12 protein-coding genes and 1 pseudogene are annotated in these 13677 nt (G+C 61.5%); 7 read left to right on the plus strand and 6 right to left on the minus strand.

Annotation, left to right across the window (positions count from 1 at the left end; translation table 11 throughout):
* Positions 1-3: 3 nt before the first annotated feature.
* The 3 genes from VL202_RS13155 (at position 4) to VL202_RS13165 (ending at position 3627) form a co-directional block, all read left to right on the plus strand.
* Positions 4-387: a DUF4189 domain-containing protein gene (locus VL202_RS13155; protein WP_325464562.1), complete on the plus strand. Its 384-nt coding sequence runs from the start codon at positions 4-6 to the stop codon at positions 385-387.
* 187 nt (positions 388-574) lie between these two features.
* Entirely contained in the window at positions 575-2476 is a 1902-nt protein-coding gene (locus tag VL202_RS13160) for a CASTOR/POLLUX-related putative ion channel (protein WP_325464563.1), read from the plus strand.
* A gap of 101 nt (positions 2477-2577) precedes the next feature.
* A complete protein-coding gene (locus tag VL202_RS13165; protein ID WP_325464564.1) occupies positions 2578-3627 on the plus strand; it encodes an aldo/keto reductase in 1050 nt (349 codons plus the stop codon).
* A 16-nt stretch (positions 3628-3643) separates the two neighbouring features.
* Here VL202_RS13165 and VL202_RS13170 read toward each other — a convergent pair whose 3' ends face one another.
* Positions 3644-4060, minus strand: coding sequence for an Lrp/AsnC family transcriptional regulator (locus tag VL202_RS13170; protein WP_325464565.1), 417 nt, complete (start codon positions 4058-4060; stop codon positions 3644-3646).
* Between the two features lie 159 nt (positions 4061-4219).
* Between VL202_RS13170 and VL202_RS13175 the strand changes: the two genes are divergently transcribed.
* Positions 4220-5887, plus strand: coding sequence for a M20/M25/M40 family metallo-hydrolase (locus VL202_RS13175; protein ID WP_325464566.1), 1668 nt, complete (start codon positions 4220-4222; stop codon positions 5885-5887).
* On the opposite strand, the gene VL202_RS13180 is transcribed toward VL202_RS13175, so the two are convergent.
* The 3 genes from VL202_RS13180 to VL202_RS13190 form a co-directional block, all read right to left on the minus strand.
* Entirely contained in the window at positions 5884-7107 is a 1224-nt protein-coding gene (locus VL202_RS13180) for a PLP-dependent aminotransferase family protein (protein ID WP_325464567.1), read from the minus strand. The genes VL202_RS13175 and VL202_RS13180 overlap by 4 nt on opposite strands.
* A gap of 586 nt (positions 7108-7693) precedes the next feature.
* Entirely contained in the window at positions 7694-8713 is a 1020-nt protein-coding gene (ilvC, locus tag VL202_RS13185; RefSeq protein ID WP_325464568.1) for a ketol-acid reductoisomerase, read from the minus strand.
* Between the two features lie 49 nt (positions 8714-8762).
* Positions 8763-9413, minus strand: coding sequence for a TetR/AcrR family transcriptional regulator C-terminal domain-containing protein (locus tag VL202_RS13190; RefSeq protein ID WP_325464569.1), 651 nt, complete (start codon positions 9411-9413; stop codon positions 8763-8765).
* A gap of 301 nt (positions 9414-9714) precedes the next feature.
* On the opposite strand from VL202_RS13190, the pseudogene VL202_RS25970 reads away from it, so the two are divergent.
* A pseudogene (locus VL202_RS25970) lies at positions 9715-10155 on the plus strand (hypothetical protein); the annotation flags it as partial.
* 314 nt (positions 10156-10469) lie between these two features.
* A complete protein-coding gene (locus tag VL202_RS13200) occupies positions 10470-10829 on the plus strand; it encodes a DUF4087 domain-containing protein (RefSeq protein ID WP_325464571.1) in 360 nt (119 codons plus the stop codon).
* Between the two features lie 18 nt (positions 10830-10847).
* Here the strand turns inward: VL202_RS13200 and VL202_RS13205 are convergent, their stop codons facing one another.
* Positions 10848-12143: an NAD(P)/FAD-dependent oxidoreductase gene (locus VL202_RS13205; RefSeq protein WP_325464572.1), complete on the minus strand. Its 1296-nt coding sequence runs from the start codon at positions 12141-12143 to the stop codon at positions 10848-10850.
* A gap of 113 nt (positions 12144-12256) precedes the next feature.
* Positions 12257-12721 (minus strand): Lrp/AsnC family transcriptional regulator, encoded by a 465-nt coding sequence (locus tag VL202_RS13210; protein WP_325464573.1) that lies wholly within the window; start codon positions 12719-12721, stop codon positions 12257-12259.
* Between the two features lie 168 nt (positions 12722-12889).
* On the opposite strand from VL202_RS13210, the gene VL202_RS13215 reads away from it, so the two are divergent.
* Positions 12890-13606 carry an aspartate/glutamate racemase family protein gene (locus VL202_RS13215; protein ID WP_325464574.1) on the plus strand — a complete coding sequence of 239 codons (717 nt, stop codon included), beginning with the start codon at positions 12890-12892 and terminating at the stop codon, positions 13604-13606.
* The last annotated feature ends 71 nt before the right edge of the window (positions 13607-13677 follow it).

Here is a 13677-nt window from a genome sequence, read left to right on the forward strand (position 1 = left end):
AGCATGCGCGCATTTAATTGGGCGACGAAAACCATTCTTGCGGCCGTCGTTTGCCTGACCGGCGGTATCGCCACTGCACGCGCCGACAGTTTCGGGGCGATTTCGCTGTCGCCCGCAACCGGCGCAACCGGCTGGTCGCACGATTACCGCTCCCGCCGGGAAGCCGAGGACGCGGCCCAATCCTATTGCTACAAGAATGCCGGCGATTGCCGCGTGGCGATCTGGTTCAAGAACAGCTGCGGCGCGCTCGCAAGAGGACCGGACGGCGGCTGGGGCGCCGACTGGGCGCAAAACAACCGGCAGGCGCAGCGCGCGGCAGTCGCGGCCTGCTCGCGTCACTCCTACAATTGCCAGGTGATCCGCTGGCAATGCTCCGGCGGATACTGAAAGGCTTTTCCGGCAGAAACCGCCGTCCGGAAAAGACCGGCGAAAATGGATTTGCAAGTTTGCAGCGAAACGCGCCGCGAACATCCCTATGCGAATTCGCGTTTCAGCCGTCCAAACCTGTTGATTATATTGGGAATATCTGCGACTCGAAAATGACTGCCATATTGCGGCGTCAGGGGGAATATCAATGAGCAAGGGTACGGCATGGGGCGCGCGGTTGCGCTATGCGTTCGACAAGAGCATGGCAGCAGGCCCTATCGCCCTGATCGGCTGGCTGGCAGTCATTTCTCTCATTGTCATCATCCTCGCCGGCGCCTTCCTGGCGATAACCCAGATCGCGCCGGAAGGCGGAGAACCGGTCAGCTTCATCGAAGGTGCCTGGGAATCGCTGATGCGCACCATGGATGCCGGAGCGATGGGCGGCGACGTCGGCTGGGGCTTTCGCGGTGTCTCCCTCTTCGTCACGATCGCCGGCATCTTCGTCTTCTCCGCCCTGATCGGCGTGCTCAGTGCCGGCCTGGAAAACAAGTTGGATGAATTGCGCAAGGGCCGCTCCCAGGTGCTGGAGAGCGACCACACCATCATCCTCAACTGGTCGCCCTCGATCTTCGACGTCATTTCAGAGCTCGTCATCGCCAACACCAGCCGCAAGAAGCCGCGTATCGTCATCATGGCCGCCAAGGACAAGGTGGAAATGGAGGATGAAATCGCCACCAAGGTGGCCGATCTGAAGAACACCAAGATCATCTGCCGCAGCGGCGATCCGACCGACCTCTACGACCTCAATATCGTCAACCCGCAGACGTCGCGCTCGGTGATCGTGCTGTCACCGGAAGGTGACGATCCGGATTCACAGGTCATCAAGAGCGTGCTGGCGCTGGTCAACGGCCCCGACCGGCGGGCAAAGCCCTATCAGATCGCCGCAGAAATTCGCGACAGCAGCAATGCCGATGTCGCCCGCATCGTTGGCGGCAGCGAGTTGCAGCTCATTCTCGCCGACGACCTGATCTCCCGCATCGTCGTCCATTCCAGCCGCCAGTCGGGCCTCAGCGCCGTCTATTCCGAACTGCTCGATTTCGACGGATGCGAGATTTACACCCTGACGCAGCCAAACCTCACCGGCAAGAGCTTTGCCGCTGCCGTCATGGCGTATGAGACATCGACGCTGATCGGTCTCTGCGACGAAGAGGGCAAGGTGCACCTCAACCCGGCGCCGAGCCGAGTGTTCAAGGAAGGCGAGCGCGCCATCATCATTGCCGAGGACGACGCCGCGATCAAATCCGGCAACAATGAGATCCGCATCGAAAAGCAAGCCATCCTACCCGTCGAGGCGCGCGGACAGGCTCCGGAACGGACCCTCATTCTCGGCTGGAACCGCCGCGGACCAATCATCGCCTACGAGTTGTCGCGTTATGTCGCACCCGGCTCCCTGCTGACCATCGCCGGCGACACGCCGGAGCTGGAAGCGGAGATCGCCGCGCTCGACGTCGCCAACCGCAATATGGCGATCGATCGCCACATCATCGACACCAGCAGCCGCGCCGAACTCGATGCGCTCGATATTCCGAGCTATGACCATGTGCTGGTTTTAGGTTACAGCGACCACATGGCCCCGCAGCCGGCTGACACCCGCACACTGGTGACGCTGCTGCAACTGCGCAAGATCGCCGAAAAGGCGGGCCGCCATATCAGCGTCGTCAGCGAGATGACGGATGTGCGCAACCGCGAACTGGCGGAAGTCACCCGCGCCGACGATTTCGTCGTCAGCAACAAGCTGGTCAGCCTGATGCTGGCGCAGGCGTCGGAGAACGAGCGCATGGCGGCGATCTTCGACGAATTGCTCGACGAAGATGGGTCGGAAATCTACATGCGCCCGGTCAGCGACTATGTCGCGATCGGCGAACCGGTAACCTTCTACACGCTGTGCCTTGCGGCGCTGCGCCGTGGCGAAGTGGCGATCGGCTATCGCCGCCAGCGCGAGGGTGACGCGGATCCGCGCCGTCTCGGCGGCGTTGTCGTCAATCCGTCGAAATCCGAAAAGCTGCTCTACGACGCAAGCGACCGCGTCATCGTGCTGGCCAAGGAATGATGACCGGCGAACAGTGCAAGACCATCTTTTGCCCTTTCCGTTTCGCCCGATTGCCTTAATCTAGCGCGTACCCTCCCCGCCACGAACAGCAGGACATCAACATGGAATATCGCCTCCTCGGCCGCTCCGGCCTCAAGGTTTCGACGCTGACGATGGGCACGATGACGATCGGCGGCAAGGGCTGGGCGTCGATGGTGGGAACGCAGGGTCTCGACGAGGCAAGTCGGCTGATCGACATCTGCCTCGATGCCGGCATCAACCTGATCGATACCGCCGACGCCTATTCCGCCGGTGTTTCCGAGGAGATCATCGGTGACGCGCTCGGTGGCAAGCGCAAGAACGGCGTATTGATCGCCACCAAGGCGCGCTTTCCGATGGGCGACGGTCCGAACGACCGCGGCCTGTCGCGCCACCACCTCATCCGTGCCTGCGAGGATAGCCTGCGGCGACTGAAAACCGACGTGATCGACCTCTACCAGGTGCATGAATGGGATGGCCAGACGCCGGTCGAGGAAACCATGGAAGCGCTCGATACGCTCGTGCGCCACGGCAAGGTGCGCTATATCGGCTGCTCCAACTTTTCCGGCTGGCACATCATGAAGGCGCTCGGTGTCAGCACGCAGGAGCACCGGCAGCGCTTCGTCAGCCAGCAGATCCATTACACGCTGGAATCGCGTGACACCGAATACGAACTGCTGCCGATCTCGATCGACCAGGGCCTTGGCGTGCTCGTCTGGAGTCCGCTTGCCGGCGGCCTGCTCTCCGGCAAGCACCGGCGCGACAAGACAGCGGAAGGCTCGCGGCAACTGGCCGGTTGGGACGAACCGCCGATCCGCAACGAGGACCGCCTCTGGGCGATCGTCGATGTCCTCGTCGATATCGCCGCAAGCCGCAATGTCTCGGCGGCACAGGTGGCGCTTGCCTGGCTGATCGGCCGCAAGGCCGTGACGTCGGTGATCATCGGTGGCCGCACGGAAGCGCAGTTCAAGGACAATCTCGCCGCGGCCGACCTCGTGCTATCAGGAGAAGAACGCCAGCGCCTCGACGAAGTCAGCGCCCCACCGGTGATCTATCCCTACTGGCACCAGTTGCGCACCGCCGCCGACAGGCTGGGCGAAGCGGATTTGTCGCTGCTCGGACCGCATATCTAAACAGGATCGCTCCGGCCTATATCGTCGTCAACAGCAGGCTGGTTTCGGATTTCGACACCCCGTCGAGCGCACGGATGTGACGTAGGACCCGGTCGAATTCCCCGAGGTTTTCCGTCTGGATTTCGGCGACGAGATCCCAGGCGCCGTTGGTCGTGTGCAGCGCCCTGATCTCCGGAATGCCGCGTAGCGTCTTGATCACCGACACCGTCTTCTGTCCGGTGATCTCGATCAGCATGACCGCACGCACGGCATGCGGATCCTCCACTGCTGCGATGCGAACCGTAAAGCCGGCGATGACGCCGTCGGCGGTCAGCCGGTCGATGCGGTTTTGCACCGTGCCGCGGGAAATCTTCAGAAGTTCCGCCAGCTTCGAGACAGAGGCACGACCATCGGTCCTCAGAATCGCCAGCAACCGCCGGTCGATGTTGTCCATCGTGATACCCTCATACAATATGCCAACAGAAACCGTCACTTTGCCTAAAATATCAAGCAAATTTCCATGATTTTGCCATTTCGCCTTTTCGAGCCTCCAACTACAGTCCGATGATCGTTCCCGCAGATCCCCTGCTTCCCGCATATCAGGACCAGTTCCATGCAATCCAGCCCCGCCTCCCTCCGCAACTCCCTGTCACGCGCCGGCGAACTGTCGGTCGAGATGACCCGTTGGCCGAGCGTGACGGAAAGCGACGACGAAGCTGCCTTTTCCGGTCGGTTGATCGAGATTCTCGGGCAAATGCCCTATTTCTCTGCCCGTCCCGATCAGTTGCTGGCTCTCGACAGCCACGGCACGCCGGCCCGGCAGAACGTGCTGGCGCTGGTGCGTGGAAAGGGTCGTCGCTGCCTGGTGCTGGCCGGTCATTTCGATACCGTATCGATCGCCAATTACGGGTCGCTGGCTTCCCTCGCCTGCGACCCGGAGTTCCTGACCCAGGCACTGATCGACGAATTGTCGGCGAAGAGCCGCAGCCCGGCGGAAGACAAGGCGCTTTCCGACCTGATGAGCGGCGACTTTCTGGCCGGTCGTGGCCTGCTCGACATGAAAAGCGGCCTTGCGGCCGGCATCGCGGCGCTGGAGCGCTTTGCCGAATTGGACGAGCCGCCCGGCAATCTGCTCTTCGTCGCCACGCCGGACGAGGAAAACCGCTCACGCGGCATGCGCGCCCTGCGCGACGCCCTGCCCGCCGTCGCGGAAAAATTCGATCTCGATATCATCGGCGGCATCAATCTCGATGCCAGCGGCGATGACGGGACCGGCGAAGAAGGCCGCGCGGTCTATCTCGGCTCCGTCGGCAAGTTTTCGCCCTTCGCCTTCATTGCCGGCCGGCCGACCCATGCCGGTTACGCCTTCGACGGCATCAGCGCCCATCTGATCGGCGCCGAGATCATGCGGGCGATGGAGACCAACAGCGCATTTTGCGACGAGGCTCACGGCGAACTCTCGCCGGCTCCCGTCTGCCTCGAAGCCAGGGACGTGCGCCACGGCTACGAGGTGACGACACCCGCCCATGTCTGGATGTCGTTCAACTGGCTGACGCACCGCCGGACGCCCGAGGACATGCTCGGCGAATTCCGTTCGATCGTCGCCGGCGCGATGCGGACTGCGCTCGATGCCCAGACCGAAAATGCCGAGGCGTTCTTCGCCCGGCAGGGCAGCGGAGAAGCGCGTCGGCATGAGGGGAAAATTCTGCTGTACTCGGAATTGCGCTCGACCGCCTCTGAGCGCGGCGGACAGGCAGCGCTCGACCGGATTTCCACGCTCGATCGTTCCTTGTCCAACGGTCAGGATCCGCTTTCGATCACCCGCCAGATCGTTGCCGCGACGCTGGCGGAAGCCGGGCTCGAAGGTCCGCTGGTCGTCGTCGGGTTTTCCACCCTGCATTATCCGCGGGTGCATCTGGACAGCGCCGGCGAGCGGGGTACCGCCTTCGAGCGATGCATGATGACTGCTGCCGAGATCTGCGCCAAGCGGCATCAAACCAGCATCAAGGCCAAGCAATTCTTCGCCGGAATTTCCGACATGAGCTTCTTCGGTCATCGTCCCGCGACCGAACAAACGCAACTTCTGGCACAGAACACACCCTGCGCCGCCTTTGTCGATGACGCACCCGATGGGCTCCTGTCCTATCCGGTGGTCAATATCGGCCCATGGGGACGCGACTACCATCAGAAATGGGAGCGCGTCCACATGCCCTATGCCTTCGACGTGCTCCCCGACCTGATCCATGAGGCCGCTCTTGCCAGCTTCGCAGCGGGGGATTAGGCCGCCAGTGCCTGCTCGCCGATCAGGCGACCGAGACGGGAAATGCCCTCATCGATCATCGCCTCGTTGGCGCAGGAGAAGCTGACGCGGCAGGTATTGGCACCTGAACCATCGGCAAAGAAGGCCTTGCCGGGCACGAAGGCGACCTTGGCCGAGACGAGCGACTTGGCGAGCAACTCGGCACCGTCCATGCCGGCCGGAAGGGTCAGCCACACGAACATGCCGCCTTCCGGCACCGTCCAGCTGACATCCTTCGGCATATATTTGGCAAGTGCTGCGAGCATCGCATCGCGGCGCTTGCTGTAGACGGCGCGAATCTTCTCGACCTGTGCGTCGAAACCACGCTCGGCGACATGGCAGATGGCCATCTGGTTGATAGTCGAGGAATGCAGGTCGGCCGCCTGCTTCATCAGCACCAGCTTGCGGATGATCGGCATGGCCGCGACCACGAAGCCGACGCGCAGGCCGGGCGCCAGCGTCTTGGAGAAGCTACCGCAATAGATCGTGCGGGTATCGTCGATCGATCCCTTGCGGGCGATTTCGAGCGCCAGGATCGGCGGGACGGCTTCGCCGTCATAGCGCAACGACTGATAGGCGGCATCCTCGATGATCGCGATGTCCAGTTCCTCGGCGAGATCGAGGGCCTTTTCGCGCGCCGCCAGATCCAGCGTTTCCCCGGTCGGGTTGGCGAACTCGGCCGACATATAGGCAAACTTCACCCGGCCGCCGGCGTCCGCCGCCGCATTGCGATAGGCCTGCGGCGTACGATTGCCGGTAACGGACAGCTGGTCGTAAGTCGGCTCATAGGCGTTGAACGCCTGCAGTGCGCCGAGATAGGTCGGCCAGGTCACCAGAGCGGTGTCATTGGGCGAGAGGAACAGCTTACCGAGATAGTCGAGCGCCTGCTGCGACCCCGACGTGATCAGGACGTTTTCCGGCTCGCAAGGGATACCGATCGCGGCCATGCGGTCGGCCAGCCACTGGCGCAGCGGCAGGTAGCCTTCACTGACCGAATATTGCAGGGCGGCGCTGACGGTCGGACCGCCGAAAATGTCGGCATAGGCCGCCTTGAAGGCTTCGTCGGGAAACAGGGCCGGATCCGGAATGCCGCCGGCAAAGGAGATGATGTCGGGACGGTCCAGCAGTTTCAGCAGTTCGCGGATTTCCGAAGCGCGCATCCGCGAAGACCGCGTTGCGAAGATGTTTTCCCAATCGAGCATGAACGTTTCCTCAGATTATGCTTTTGCCGAAGCACATCACGGTCCGCCTAATAAGTCAACAATACTGACCTATATTTCATCCCGCGAACACATTTTGTGATCGCGCCATGGACAGCCAAGCAACGGGCGTGAAGAAGCAACAGATTTACAAAGATCATTGGGCCTGGGAAGCATCATCAACGATGCAGGCGCGATCAATATCATCGATCGCAGAGATATCAGCGCACGCCGAAATCACGGACGTGCACATCTCGGACGACGCATGCAGGTACCGGAACTGTAGGCCGTTCAGGCTTTCGACGGTTCGTCGCTTCAACGGAAAACGTCTTTACGCCTCGTGATGCCCGAACATGCTGAGCCCGATGAGAACCACGATGGCACCGACGATAAAAACATCAAACAGGGCGAAATGGTAGAAGAACGTTGTCATGGCAGTATCCTCCTGGCGAAGAGAATACCCCAAAAGGCCAAAAGTTCCAAATATTGCCGGAACTAGACTGCGGAATGTGAAAAAGGCCGGAGAAAAATCTCCGGCCTTTTCAGTATTGCGCAAGTGCAACACGCTAATTTTGCCATGCAGAAAGAATTAGTTCTTGGCCTTGTCGACCAACTTGTTCTTGCCGATCCAGGGCATCATGGCGCGCAGCTTGGCGCCGACTTCCTCGATCTGGTGGGCATCGTTGTTGCGACGGATACCCTTGAAGCGGGCACCGCCGGCCTTCCATTCCTGCATCCACTCGGAGGTGAACTTGCCGGTCTGGATGTCGGTCAGGACGCGCTTCATTTCGGTCTTGGTTTCAGCCGTGATGATGCGCGGGCCCGAAACATATTCGCCCCACTCGGCGGTGTTCGAGATCGAGTAGTTCATGTTGGCGATACCGCCTTCATAGATCAGGTCGACGATCAGCTTCACTTCGTGCAGGCATTCGAAGTAGGCCATTTCCGGCGCGTAGCCGCCTTCGACCAGCGTTTCGAAGCCGGCGCGGATCAGCTCGACGAGACCGCCGCACAGAACGACCTGTTCGCCGAAGAGATCGGTTTCGCACTCTTCCTTGAAGTTGGTTTCGATGATGCCCGAACGGCCGCCGCCGACGCCGCAAGCGTAGGAGAGAGCGAGGTCGAGCGCGTTGCCGGACGCATTCTTGTCAACGGCAACGAGGCAGGGAACGCCGCCGCCCTTCTGGTATTCGCCGCGAACCGTGTGGCCCGGGCCCTTCGGAGCGATCATGACGACGTCGAGCGTGTCCTTCGGCTCAATGAGGCCGAAGTGAACGTTGAGGCCGTGCGCGAAGGCAATCGCTGCGCCGTCGCGGATATTACCGGCAATGTCAGCCTTGTAGATGTCGGCCTGGAGTTCGTCCGGCGTTGCCATCATCAAAAGGTCGCCCCACTTGGCGGCTTCGGCAACGGTCATGACCTTGAAGCCGTCGGCTTCAGCCTTCTTGACGGTCGGCGAGCCGGCCTTCAGAGCGATAACGACGTTGGTCGCGCCGGAATCCTTCAGGTTCAGCGCATGAGCGCGACCCTGGGAACCGTAGCCGACGATGACGACGTTCTTGGACTTGATGAGGTTGAGATCGGCATCACGATCGTAATAGACGCGCATTGTAATTTCCTTCCCTTTGCTTGTCTCATTTAAACTCTTCCGGCCGCCCTCAGGACCTGGCCGAACTCTTTTCACTGCCGTAGAGGCGAAGAAACGCAGACACCGCCCTCTCCGCCCTGCGGCCGAAATCCCTGGTTATCCGGACACTGTCCTCGCCGAGCAGCATGCGCAGATGCAGATCGGAAACGATCAGGCCGTAAAGCATGTCATAGGCATCGTCGCGGTCCCCGAACACCAGCAGCCCGGCATCCCGGCCAGCCTCCAGCAGCGCACCGGCGCGCTTGCCGATCTGCCGGCGGCCGCGCTCCTGCAGCATCATCCCGAGCTTGGAACCCTCGCGGCTCGCCTGCCCGATCGCCAGCCGGTTCAGCGCCAGCGACACGTCACCCGACAGAACCTCGAGCAGATCGCGCGCGAACAGGACCAGATGGTCGTGCAGCGTCGCCGCCGTCAGCAATCCGGCATGATCGTCGAAGGTTCTGACCTTGCTCGCCTGGAAACCGATCATCGCCGACAGCAGTCCGTCGCGATCGCCGAACCATTTGTAGAGGCTTTCCTTCGAACAATTGGCCGCCCGCGCGACGCTGGCCGTCGTCAGCGCCTTCTCGCCGCCATCGACAAGCAGCCGCAACGCGCTGTCCAGAACGTCGTTCTGGCGCGGCGAATAATCCGGCTGGTGTGGGTGGGCGGCAAGCTGCAATATCGTCTCCAACGACAGTACCGTACGGTACGGTTCTCCGCTTATGCCGCAAAGCCGGGAGCCGGTCAAGCAAGTTGGCGAGGGCCGTAAGGATATTTTTTCTTGAGGCCCACGGCGCAAACGAAAGCCGACCTTCGGCCGTCTTCGGGGAGAGAAAAAAATCCCGCGAAACCGCGCACTCCCCCGAAAATGGGTCGGACCATTCAAGGATGTTCGGTTTTGTTTTCTCACCGCATCCACTACCCTCGCCTTCCTGCCTTCCCGCCTTCCTGCTTTCCTGCCCGCTGCGCTGGAGTTTCCGATGATCCGCACCCGCCTGTCCGCCGCTCTCTTCCTCCTGCCGCTTGCCTTGGCCGTACCGGCGGCGGCCCAGTCCGAGGATGCCGTCTACGACCGGATCGAGCAATTGCATGGCAACGCCGACGCCTTCGATACGGCCTGGGAAAAGCTGACGGAGGCAATGGGCGATGGAGATGCGGCCGGGGTCGCGGCACTCGGCGAATATCCTCTGCGGGTCAATGCCAATGGTGAAAGCTACGACATTGGCGACGCGCAAGACATGCGAAAACATTTCGATGCGCTGGTGCCGCAGGAAACGCGCGATGCGGTCGCCAATCAGGAATACAGCGGCCTCTTCGTCAACAGCGACGGCGTCATGCTGGCCGATGGCGCGGTGTGGATGGGCGCGATCTGCGACAATGACGATTGCACCAAGGCGCATTGGGCAATCACTAGCATCAACGCGGCGGAGGCCGCCGCCGAGCCGGCATCGGCCGAGCAGGACGCGCCGCCCTATATCGGCAGTTGGGATTGCGGCGTCGGTGTCTTCACGTTCACCGACAAGACCTACGATTCGGGCGGAGAATCGCAAGCTATCCGCAAGGTCGAGAAGGAGGACGGAAACTACATCCTGTCCTTCGACAACAAGTACCAGATCGGCCTTTCAAGCGTGACGGCAAAGTCGTTGCAATGGCTTTCCATGGAGAGCGGCGACATGTTCGACTGCAAGCGCGTCCAGCCCTGATCCCACACATGACCGACCCCGAGGACCATCCGATGAAACTCCGCCTCGCCGCCCTTCTTGTCGCCGCCCTCGCCGCAACGCCGGTATTTGCCGCCGAAAATCGTTGCGGCTGGCTGCAGAACCCGACACCGGGCAACTGGTGGCTGGACGACGCGGAAGGCAGCTGGACGATCATGTCGCAGGGCGCCGGCGAAGGCCCGGAGGGCATGGACCTGATCCCGGATATTTCGGAGCGCGACTATGTCGCCACCAATGGCAATTATGGTTACGCCTGCGCCTGCATGAAGGTCGAAACCGACGATGCCGACGGCAGCATCACACAGATTCTTTCGTTCAGGCAGTTGGCGCTTTCCAAATGCAAGAACGACAGCAATCTTTCCTCGCCGCAATAGGCTCGGGCGACATCACGGCTACGGCTTGGCCTCACCGTTTTCCAGCGTCGGCTCCAACGTCTCCTTCTGCGTGATCAACCGCGCCGAATGCTGGCCGGTCAGATAGATCCACAACCAGCTCCAGGCAACGGCAAACCGCGTTCGCGTTCCGATCAGGAAGTAGATATGGGCGATGCCCCAGATCCACCAGGCCAGCGCGCCGGTTAGCTTGATCCGGCCAAAATCGATGATCGCCGACCGCTTGCCGATCGTCGCCAGGCTGCCCTGATGACGGTAGCGGAAAGAAGACGGCGCGGGCTTCTGGAGAAGCCACGCCCGGATGACCTTGCCGACATGGGCGCCCTGCTGCTTGGCGGCGGGCGCGATGCCCGGCACGGGCTTTCCGTCCTGCTGGATGACGCAGGCCGTGTCACCGACGACGAAGACATTTGCCAGACCCGGCGCCCGCAGATCGGCATCGACGATGACCCGTCCCGCCTTGTCGGCCGGGACGCCGAGCCAGCGCGCGGCGGGCGATGCCTGAACCCCGGCCGCCCAGACGATCGTTCGGCTGGCAATGAATGTTTCGCCGATCATCACGCCTTCGGCGCTGCAATCGGTTACCCGCTCGCCGGTATGGATCTCCACTCCGAGCTTCTCGAGCGCCGTGTGGGCATAGGGCGAAAGTTCCTCGGCAAAGCTCGCCAGCACGCGCGGCCCGGCCTCGACGAGGATCACCCGCGCCTTGCGCGTATCGATATGGCGGAATTCCTGCGGCAGTGTCTTGTGGGCGAGCTCGGCGATGATGCCCGCAAGTTCAACGCCCGTTGGTCCGGCACCGACGATCGTGAAGGTCAGAAGTGCATCGCGGGTCGCGGGATCCGTTTCGGTCTCCGCTCGCTCGAAGGCGAGCAGCATGCGCCGGCGGATCGTGGTCGCGTCCTCGAGCGTCTTCAACCCCGGCGCCACCGGTGCCCATTCGTCATGGCCGAAATAGGCGTGCGTTGCTCCGGTCGCCAGAACCAGCGTGTCGTAGCCCAGGGTCGCGCCGCCCTTCAGGGTCACGCTCCGCGCCGTGGCATCGACACCATCGACCTCGGCAAGAATTGTCGTCACCTCCGGCCGGTCGCGAAACAGCCGCCGGATCGGCCAGGCGATTTCGGATGTCGCCAGAAGTGTCGTCGCGACCTGGTAGAGAAGCGGCTGGAACAGATGATGGTTGCGCCGGTCGATCAAAGTGATCCGAACCGGCAATCCCTTGAGATCCTTCACAAGCTGAAGACCACCGAACCCGCCGCCGACAACGACGACATGATGAGCGTTTTCAAGCGCCATGACCGTTTCTCCTGTTTTGAAGCCCAGCCTCTACCTGTCGGCAATGATCGACAACTGCGATCTCGGCATGGCTAACGTGCACCCGTGCTGTTCGTTTCACAGATACCGGCGTTTCACGTCGCGTAGCCCACCGGCACCGCCATGCCGCTCTTCAGAATTTCCATCGAGATCGAGGCCGAGACATCGAACAGTTCGACCTTGCGGACGATCTGCTTGTAGATGATGTCATATTGCTCGACGCGTGGCAGCACGACCTTGAGGATATAATCGTAATTGCCGGTCAGCCGGTGAGCTTCGACGATTTCAGGGATATCGCTGATCACCTTGCGAAAGGTATCGATCCAGTCGTCGGCATGATGGGCCGTCTTGATGAGGGCGAACACCGTGGTCGGAACGCCCATCCGTTCGCGATCGAGCACGGCGATGCGACGAGCGACATAACCGGTTTCCTCCAGTCGCTGGATCCGCCGCGAACAGGCCGAGATCGACAGGCTGACCTTTTCGGCGAGGTCGCTGACCGAGAGGCTCGCGTCCTCCTGCAGCAACGACAGAATCTTGCGGTCTCTTTCGTCCAGCACGCCTCGCCTCCGTGTAAATCTTCACCACAGCAACAAATATTTGCGCCGCCGCCGCTTATTGTGCAAAAAATACGCGATAACGAGCAAAATGTCACGAAACAAAGCGAACACTTTCGATCGCATCCCGGCGACAATCCCTTCATACAAAAACGGAGTGGAGCCAAGACAATGCGCAAGATCGGCCTTATCGGTGGAATGAGTTTTGAAAGTTCGGCGGTCTATTACCGGATGATCAACGAGGCCGTGCGCTCGCGTCTCGGCGGCCTGCACTCCGCCGAAGTCATGCTGCATTCCGTCGATTTCCAGACGATCGTCGACATGCAGAAGGCCGGACGCTGGGATGACGCCGCCAAGCGCCTGTCCGAGGTCGCACAGGGCCTTCAGGCGGCCGGCGCCGCCTGCGTTCTGATCTGCACCAACACGATGCACCTGATCGCCGACGAGGTTCAGTCCGCCGTTTCCGTGCCGCTGATCAACATCATCGACGAGACGGCCGCGAGCATGAAGGCGGCCGGCATCAAGCGGCCTCTGCTGCTTGCGACGCGCTACACGATGGAACACGGCTTCTACGTCAACCGCATGGCCGCCGACGGCGTCGATGTCATGGTTCCAAATGCCGAGGACCGCACGCTCGTTCACGACATCATCTTCAACGAACTCTGCGCCGGCATCATCCTCGACAGTTCACGCACGGCCCTGATGGGTGTCATCGAGCGGGCGAAGGCCGAAGGCGCGGATGCGATCATTCTCGGCTGCACCGAAATCTGCCTGATCCTCGATCCCGCCAACCTGCCGCTGCCGGGCTTCGATTCGACCGCCATTCATGCCAATGCGGCCGTCGAATTCGCACTTGATGCGGCCAAGCTGGAATCGCGCGCAGCCTGACCGGCTGCTCGGCAGCATCTTCCTCGTCAAGCGACGGAAGAGACGGCAAAACTGCGCCTGCTGCATATCGA

It is taken from the genome of Pararhizobium sp. (assembly GCF_035497515.1).
Classification (GTDB): Bacteria; Pseudomonadota; Alphaproteobacteria; order Rhizobiales; family Rhizobiaceae; genus Pararhizobium.

Excerpts from the sequence above, each read along its gene's own strand:
- VL202_RS13160 (WP_325464563.1), top strand. The coding sequence starts at position 575 with ATGAGCAAGGGTACGGCATGGGGCGCGCGGTTGCGCTATGCGTTCGAC.
- VL202_RS13155 (WP_325464562.1), top strand. The coding sequence starts at position 4 with ATGCGCGCATTTAATTGGGCGACGAAAACCATTCTTGCGGCCGTCGTT.
- VL202_RS13175 (WP_325464566.1), top strand. The coding sequence starts at position 4,220 with ATGCAATCCAGCCCCGCCTCCCTCCGCAACTCCCTGTCACGCGCCGGC.
- ilvC (WP_325464568.1), bottom strand. The coding sequence starts at position 8,713 with ATGCGCGTCTATTACGATCGTGATGCCGATCTCAACCTCATCAAGTCC.
- VL202_RS13165 (WP_325464564.1), top strand. The coding sequence starts at position 2,578 with ATGGAATATCGCCTCCTCGGCCGCTCCGGCCTCAAGGTTTCGACGCTG.
- VL202_RS13205 (WP_325464572.1), bottom strand. The coding sequence starts at position 12,143 with ATGGCGCTTGAAAACGCTCATCATGTCGTCGTTGTCGGCGGCGGGTTC.
- VL202_RS13170 (WP_325464565.1), bottom strand. The coding sequence starts at position 4,060 with ATGGACAACATCGACCGGCGGTTGCTGGCGATTCTGAGGACCGATGGT.
- VL202_RS13215 (WP_325464574.1), top strand. The coding sequence starts at position 12,890 with ATGCGCAAGATCGGCCTTATCGGTGGAATGAGTTTTGAAAGTTCGGCG.
- VL202_RS13200 (WP_325464571.1), top strand. The coding sequence starts at position 10,470 with ATGAAACTCCGCCTCGCCGCCCTTCTTGTCGCCGCCCTCGCCGCAACG.
- VL202_RS13180 (WP_325464567.1), bottom strand. The coding sequence starts at position 7,107 with ATGCTCGATTGGGAAAACATCTTCGCAACGCGGTCTTCGCGGATGCGC.